Source organism: Baaleninema simplex PCC 7105, from assembly GCF_000332355.1.
In the GTDB taxonomy this organism is placed as follows: domain Bacteria; phylum Cyanobacteriota; class Cyanobacteriia; order Cyanobacteriales; family Geitlerinemataceae; genus Baaleninema; species Baaleninema simplex.
This window is the reverse complement of sequence record NZ_KB235958.1, coordinates 1260892-1267334: the sequence shown is the minus strand read 5'-3', so window position 1 is coordinate 1267334 and position 6443 is coordinate 1260892. Positions and strand designations below refer to the sequence as shown.

The 6443-nt window shown below is 53.9% G+C and carries 8 protein-coding genes; 5 read left to right on the top strand and 3 right to left on the bottom strand.

Features of this window, described 5'->3' with window-relative positions; all coding sequences use genetic code 11:
- Nucleotides 1–94 precede the first annotated feature (94 nt).
- Entirely contained in the window at nt 95–994 is a 900-nt protein-coding gene (locus GEI7105_RS0107595) for a hypothetical protein (RefSeq protein WP_017659873.1), read from the bottom strand.
- A 195-nt stretch (nt 995–1189) separates the two neighbouring features.
- Here GEI7105_RS0107595 and hemL point away from each other — a divergent pair, with 195 nt between their 5' ends.
- From hemL to GEI7105_RS0107580, 3 genes are all read left to right on the top strand, one after another.
- Nucleotides 1190–2488, top strand: coding sequence for a glutamate-1-semialdehyde 2,1-aminomutase (gene hemL / locus GEI7105_RS0107590; protein WP_017659872.1), 1299 nt, complete (start codon nt 1190–1192; stop codon nt 2486–2488).
- A gap of 273 nt (nt 2489–2761) precedes the next feature.
- Entirely contained in the window at nt 2762–3121 is a 360-nt protein-coding gene (locus GEI7105_RS0107585; protein WP_017659871.1) for a rhodanese-like domain-containing protein, read from the top strand.
- Nucleotides 3122–3256: 135 nt separating this feature from the next.
- Nucleotides 3257–3469 carry a hypothetical protein gene (locus GEI7105_RS0107580; RefSeq protein ID WP_017659870.1) on the top strand — a complete coding sequence of 71 codons (213 nt, stop codon included), beginning with the start codon at nt 3257–3259 and terminating at the stop codon, nt 3467–3469.
- Between the two features lie 29 nt (nt 3470–3498).
- Here the strand turns inward: GEI7105_RS0107580 and GEI7105_RS0107575 are convergent, their stop codons facing one another.
- A complete protein-coding gene (locus GEI7105_RS0107575; protein WP_017659869.1) occupies nt 3499–3987 on the bottom strand; it encodes a pentapeptide repeat-containing protein in 489 nt (162 codons plus the stop codon).
- A 123-nt stretch (nt 3988–4110) separates the two neighbouring features.
- On the opposite strand from GEI7105_RS0107575, the gene GEI7105_RS0107570 reads away from it, so the two are divergent.
- Nucleotides 4111–5400: a tetratricopeptide repeat protein gene (locus GEI7105_RS0107570; RefSeq protein ID WP_202804387.1), complete on the top strand. Its 1290-nt coding sequence runs from the start codon at nt 4111–4113 to the stop codon at nt 5398–5400.
- A 167-nt stretch (nt 5401–5567) separates the two neighbouring features.
- Entirely contained in the window at nt 5568–5864 is a 297-nt protein-coding gene (locus GEI7105_RS0107565) for a hypothetical protein (RefSeq protein ID WP_017659867.1), read from the top strand.
- Nucleotides 5865–5950: 86 nt separating this feature from the next.
- On the opposite strand, the gene GEI7105_RS0107560 is transcribed toward GEI7105_RS0107565, so the two are convergent.
- Nucleotides 5951–6442: a molybdenum cofactor biosynthesis protein MoaE gene (locus GEI7105_RS0107560; protein WP_017659866.1), complete on the bottom strand. Its 492-nt coding sequence runs from the start codon at nt 6440–6442 to the stop codon at nt 5951–5953.
- Nucleotide 6443 lies beyond the last annotated feature (1 nt).

Below are 6443 nucleotides of genomic sequence, written 5' to 3'. Positions count from 1 at the left end.
ATAGGGGGCGAAGGGGGGATGTGGTGAAGACTTCTTGAAACCGAGCCGATCGGGAACAGATTCCGTATCATGAGAGTGCAGAACGACCCAAAAGCTATTCCAGTAATTTGTAGGTAAATCTCACAGACTCTCCCCAATTCCGGATAAACCAAGGCTGAAAATGTTGAATTTCTAAAAAGTTGGCATTTTTGAAATCTGGCTTATATATCCGAAACTGTTCCATGAGTTTTCCGGTAGCGCAAGTTTCGAGCGGCCCGATAAACTGGCGATCGAACGTCATAAAACTGGAGCTGTCTGTCCAAGATGCCAACTGTCTTCGGTTGAGAAAAAAACATCCAGAATGGGGATTTCGCGCCCGGACGATGCGAATCGGACTCCCGAGAAACCGACCGATAATTTCTGTATTTTCAGTAAAATTATGAACGTCGTCCTTGCGAAGAGGCAAAATACTTTCAAAATCTGCATCGACATAAACTTTCTCGATCGCCCCTTCAGACGAAAGTTCAAATCGATTTGGCTGCAATACCGCCTCGTCGCCAACCTGTTGGTTAAACCACTCGAGCTTATTGAAAAAGTAGGGATCGCGCAGAACCAAATCGTCTTCTAAATAACCGTAATAATCGTAACGATCGCGATTTTGTTTTAAGAGCAGATGACATCCCGCTCCTAAAAACTTCGGATTGTCGATGTGGAACGATTTGTGGTGGTAATATCGACGATCGACAGGCAAGCGATCGAGTAAGTGAAACGATCCCGTGGTACAAATTGCCACGTCCAGATGCACTCGCGTTGTTTCGTTGGCCGGTTGTCGCACCAAGCGATCGCCGTCTTCGTCGTGGTGGTAGTACGCCTGAGACAAGCCGAACGTGGCGTGGAGCGATCGCAGACAAGCCGTCAACGCCTCGAGACGCGGTTGAGGATCTCGCCCCAGAGAACCATGTTCTTCAGAATCGCTCGCCTTGAAAAAATGAGGAATCGTCAACAAAACGCGCATCGACGTATCGGGAAACTCACCGCACAAATACTCATCCCCTGCGAAACGTCAAATCCGCTCCGACGGGAGGTTTACATTTTGTAAACACCCAACCGCGACGAACCGACGTAACATTTCGACTAAGATAGTAGTTCTGAGTTAAACAAAACGCGATCGCAACCGTCAAGATTGTAAAGCATAGATAAGGAGCGTACTTTGGTTTCTACGACCCTAAAAACCAGCAAATCGGAAGAAATCTTTGCCGCCGCTCAAAAGCTCATGCCCGGTGGCGTTAGCTCCCCAGTTCGCGCGTTCAAATCCGTGGGCGGTCAGCCCGTCGTGTTCGATCGCGTCCGAGGAGCTTACGCTTGGGATGTAGACGGCAACCAATACATCGATTACGTCGGCACTTGGGGACCGGCTATCTGCGGACACGCCCATCCCGATGTCATCGGCGCGTTACACGACGCCCTCGATAAAGGGACCAGTTTCGGCGCCCCTTGCTACCTAGAAAACGTCCTGGCCGAAATGGTAATCGATGCCGTACCCAGCATCGAGATGGTGCGGTTCGTCAACTCCGGTACCGAAGCCTGCATGGCCGTGTTGCGCTTGATGCGTGCTTTCACCGGACGGGAAAAAGTCATCAAATTCGAGGGATGCTACCACGGCCACGCCGATATGTTCCTGGTCAAAGCGGGTTCTGGCGTTGCCACTTTGGGACTTCCCGACTCTCCCGGCGTTCCCAAAACTGCCACCAGCAACACCCTGACCGCCCCCTACAACGACCTCGAAGCGGTCAAAGCCCTGTTTGAAGAAAATCCCGAAGAGATCGCGGGAGTCATCCTCGAACCGGTGGTGGGGAACTCCGGTTTCATTCTTCCCGATGCGGGATTCCTCGAAGGCTTGCGGGAACTGACCCAAGAATACGGTGCGTTGTTGGTCTTCGACGAAGTGATGACCGGATTCCGCATTTCCTACGGCGGCGCTCAAGAAAAATTCGGCGTGACCCCGGACTTAAGCACTCTGGGTAAAATCATCGGCGGCGGGCTGCCGGTGGGGGCTTACGGCGGACGGGCCGATATCATGTCGATGGTGGCACCGGCCGGGCCGATGTACCAAGCGGGAACTCTTTCGGGAAATCCTTTGGCGATGACGGCGGGGATCGCGACGCTGGAGTTGCTGCAAAAGCCGGGAACCTACGAACAGCTCGACGCGATGACGAAAAAGCTGTCGGAAGGATTGCTGCAAGCGGCACGAGAGACCGGTCATACGGTTTGCGGCGGGTCTCTCAGCGCTATGTTCGGAATGTTCTTCACAGAAGGCCCCGTTCACAATTACGACGACGCCAAAACTTCAGATTTAGCGAAATTCGGTAAATTCCATCGTGGAATGTTAGAGCGCGGTATCTATCTGGCACCGTCGCAATTTGAAGCTGGATTTACGTCTTTAGCTCACACGGATGAAGATATCGATCGCACCGTGACGGCGGCTCGCGAGGTGCTGTCTGCACTATAGGCGATCGCGTCAACTCACCATGACAACGGGATCGAACGCCCGTCAATTTCAACAAAAAAACGGCACTCAGCATTTCAAGCGCGAGTGCCGTTTTGTATAGAGGCTTAATTCTCAAAGAACGCTCAAATCAGCCCATTTTTAGCAAAAAATACATAATACATCTAAATGTATTCGTCAATACTTTCTAAACAAAAATTTGCATTTTTTAAAAAAGTCGTTACATTGGGAGCTATAAGGTCTACATCGTTTCAACCCATTCAATTCATCGCTCCTATGATTCCTATTCCTGCAAGCTTGAAAAGCAAATCCAGCGCCCACGATTTAAAAAGCCGCCTCGATTGGGGCGAACCGGCGCTGACGATTATCGACGTGCGCGATCGCACTACGTTTAACGCCTGCCACATCCAAGGGGCAATTTCCCTAACTAAAGCCGAACTGGTCGATCGCGCCTCAGCCAACCTCGAACTGATGCGAGACATCTACATCTACGGTGCGACGGACGACGAAACGGCCGAGGCTGCATCGATGCTTCGCGAGGCCGGATATCAAAACGTTGCCGAACTCGCAGGTGGACTCGCCGGTTGGCAAGCGAACGGATTTCCCATCGAATCGACCTCTGCCATCGTCGGTTAGGCGATCGCCGAACGGCATTTCTGCAATTTTCTTAATTCAAGCCCCTCAACTTTCAACCAGTTGGGGTTTTTTCGTGGAGGAACCACCGTCTCGATTCCTTAAAATGAAAACGTACACAATACGGGAAACACGCTGATGACATCCGTTTGGGTCTGCGAACAACTCGATCCCACTGGAATGGTTCACGCTTGCATCGCCAGTTGCAACGAAGAACAAGCGCGAGATTGCCTCAAATCCTTTCAAGAAAACCTCGACGACCGCCAAAAAGCCGAAGGTTGGGTGGCACGCTTGCGAACCGTGGACTCGTGGGAAGACGTTCCCGTCACGCCGCTCAAACTCAGTCGCTAGCGACGCCTCCTTCCCGGCCAGTGCAATACTCACGGACAGTAGAGAGAATCTCGGGTGGCGATGCCCGTGGTGGGATTGATGCCTTCAGCGCGGCGACAGAGTTGTTTGACTTGAGCGCCATCTAAAATCGCACCGGTGAAATCGGCACCGTCGATCTGCACGTTCTCAAAAGTCGATCGCAGTAAAATCGTATCGGTTAACTGCGCGTTGCGTAGGTCGGTATCGACAAAGGTAACTTGGTCGAGCATCGCGTTACTTAAATCTGCCCCGCGAAAGTCTACATCGGTCATCCACGAGACACTGAAAATCGCTCCCCGTAAGTCGGCGCGGTTGAATTTAACCCCTCGCATGGTGCATCCGGCAAATTCTGCCGAGGCCAGTTGCTGTTCGGAGAAGTCGCGATCGACCAACTCGGCTTCGCTGTAAGACAGGGCGGGAGGATACAATACGGCTTGCGCCATCGGCATTCCCGTCCACAGGTTCAAGCTCAGCCAAACGGCCGCGAAAAATTGCAACATTGCGATCGTGCGTTTCTCCAAGTCTGACGCTCTCTAGGGTACTCGATCGCGCAACCGACCGCTCGACCTGACGGCACGAGGGCGCAAAAAATACAATGTTGGTAGGTTGATTGGGGTTTTTCGATGATGGAACAGGAGTGGTTCGATCGCGGAGTGCAATGTATCCGAGAAGGGGATTACGTCAGTGCGATCGCTGCGTTGACGACCGCCCTCAATGGCGATCCGACTTTTGCGCTGGCTTACGATCGCCGGGGACGGGCGTATTTCGAGGCGGGACGATCGCACGATGCCATTTCTGACTACACTCGCGCCCTCGACCTCGATCCGACGCTGCGAAGTGCCTGGTACGGACGGGCGATCGTGCGGTTGGCGTTGAAAAACTTTCCCGGTGCGCTAGCGGACGTCGATCGCGCTCTCGAACTCGACGACAGCCACGCCGCAACGCATCAGTTGCGGGGCAGGATTTGTAGCAAACTAGCCGACCGTCGGGGGGCGATCGAAAGCTTCAAACGGGCGGCGCAACTCTATCTCGATCTCAAGGATAAGGAAAACTGTCAGCGCTGTCTCGATCGCGTGCGGGAACTGCAACCGCCCCAACCCGCCAAAGACGCTGAAACGCCAACGTTGTCGCCGATTCCCTCAGTGGGGGACTATTACAAAGAACTCCTCGATCGCGTGCAGAAGGGAGACACCCGCAGCGTGCTGCAAGACCTCAATTGGGCATTGCAAGCCGACGAAAACGACGCCCGCGCGTACTGCTGTCGCGGTATCCTCTACGTGAAACTCGGGAAGACGAAAGACGCCATCCAAGATTTCAACCGCGCCTTAAGCCTGAATCCCGACGATGCTTTCGCCTATCGCAATCGCGGTAAAGCCCGATTTCAACTCGGCGATCGCGCTGGGGCGATGGCGGACTTCGATCGCGCCTTGGAACTAACCCCCGACGACGCTCTAGCCTACGTCGCCCGAGGGAACAGCTTTCGCGATGCGGGAGAGTACAGTCGCGCCATTCAAGATTACGACCGGGCGATCGAGATCGATGGCGACGCCGCCCCAGCGTATCTCAATCGAGCGACTGCGTACGTGCGGTTAGAGGAAACGCGCAAGGCGATCGAAGACTATCAAACGGCCGCCTCGAAATTCTGCCAACAAGAGGATTGGGACAACTACCACACCACCCTCGAGAAACTCAACCAACTGCAAGGGGGAGTTCCGAAGTCGGCTTCGACGGCGGCGAACGTTCCTGAAGACCACCTGCGCCAGCGGTTGTTGATGTTGGTGGGGGGACAGTGGGAAATTGCCGAACGTCTCATCGCTCGAGCGAAACTGTATTATCCCAATCGTTCGGAAAATTGGTACATCGAAAAGATCGTCTACGACATCGAACGAGAGCGCGGTATGGAAGATCGTTAGGGATGCCGTTCTGGCATCTTTACAGTGTCGTTGCTTTTCCTCAGTGCGATCGCCTTCGGGAGTCAATTCTAGAACTGTCATCCGACGGTTTGAGGTCGTCGGCGTGGCCTTCACAATAAAAACCAAACAGAGGGGCATCTTGCCGATACTGCCGAAGGGTTAAGGTCATGGAAAGCAAAAGCATACCGGAATGCCCGCGCTGCGGACGACATACCATCGTCCAACAGAGCGAATCTCGTTGGACTTGTTTGAACTGTAACTTTTCTAAAGACTTATCGCGCGATCGCGTTGAAGAGTCAGAATCGGGTGGTCTACTGACAGCGATCGTGTTGACAGGGGTGCTAGTCGCGGTGACGATCGAGGTGGCTTACGGCACGCCGGTTCAAAAAGATAACAATCCGATCGAACCCTGGACGACACCGGCTTTGACGAGCGCACCGACGGCGATCGCCCCCTCGAGATAGCCAATTGTTTGCAAATCGATTAGCATAAAAGGATGAGAAGAGGAAGAAGGGACTCGACAGTCCCTTTTTTCGTGCCGAGTTTTCCTTCAACAATCGGCGCGATCGCACGCTCCGATACTGACCCAGGTACTCGAGCCGTCGGCCCAACGTTCTTTTTTCCAAATGGGCGCGTTGTGTTTCAGCGTATCGATGGCGTAGCGACAGGCTTCAAAGGCTTCGCTGCGGTGAGGACAACCCACCGCCACCAACACGCTAATTTCGCCGACGCGCAACCGTCCCGTCCGATGGTGAACGACGACGCGGCGCACGTCCGGCCACTGTCGGCGAATCTCGGTGGCGATTTGGCGAAACACCTGTAAGGCCATCGGCTCGTAGGCTTGGTATTCTAAGCACTCGACGGCGCGTCCCTCGGTGTTGTCGCGCACGGTTCCACTCATCACCACCACCGCCCCGTTTCCGGGATCGTCTGCCAGAGAGTACGCGGTGTCTAGTGACAGCGGCGCCAGAGTTACAGCAAAACTATCCCCGTCGTAGTCTTGGGGGGGAGTGGTGAGGGAAACGGTAGCGTTGGAATTCATG